This is a genomic window from Planctomonas deserti (genome assembly GCF_003067705.1).
Classification (GTDB): Bacteria; Actinomycetota; Actinomycetes; order Actinomycetales; family Microbacteriaceae; genus Planctomonas; species Planctomonas deserti.
This window is the reverse complement of sequence record NZ_QANL01000140.1, coordinates 1-577: the sequence shown is the minus strand read 5'-3', so window position 1 is coordinate 577 and position 577 is coordinate 1. Positions and strand designations below refer to the sequence as shown.

1 protein-coding gene is annotated in these 577 nt (G+C 68.3%); it reads right to left on the bottom strand.

Annotation, left to right across the window (positions count from 1 at the left end; genetic code table 11):
* A partial coding sequence (locus tag DAI20_RS19970) for a cell division protein FtsZ (RefSeq protein WP_240606150.1) occupies positions 1–565 on the bottom strand: 565 nt, incomplete at its 3' end.
* Positions 566–577: the final 12 nt, after the last annotated feature.

Sequence of the window (577 nt, the reverse complement as noted above, 5' to 3'; positions counted from 1 at the left end):
CGTCGTCCAGCAGCGGGTTCTGGATCGCCGACTCGGCAGCGGCCTGCGCGCGGTCATCGCCGCGGGCGGTACCGGTGCCCATCATCGCCAGGCCCATTTCGGACATGACGGTGCGCACGTCGGCGAAGTCGACGTTGATCAGGCCCGGACGCACGATCAGGTCGGCGATGCCCTGCACGGCGCCCTGCAGCACGTCGTTGGCGGCACGGAAGGCCTGGATCATGGTCGCGTTGCGACCCAGCACGGTGATCAGCTTCTCGTTCGGGATGGTGATCAGCGAGTCGCAGTGCTGGCTCAGTTCCTCGATGCCCTTCAGCGCGACCTGCATGCGGCGACGGCCTTCGAACGGGAACGGCTTGGTGACCACGGCCACGGTCAGGATGCCCATTTCCTTGGCCAGCTGTGCCACCACCGGTGCAGCGCCGGTGCCGGTGCCGCCGCCCATGCCGGCGGTGATGAACACCATGTCCGCACCCTGCAGCGCGTCCATGATGCGCTCACGGTCTTCCAGCGCGGCCTGGCGGCCGACTTCCGGGTTCGCGCCTGCGCCCAGGCCCTTGGTCACGTTGGTACCTAG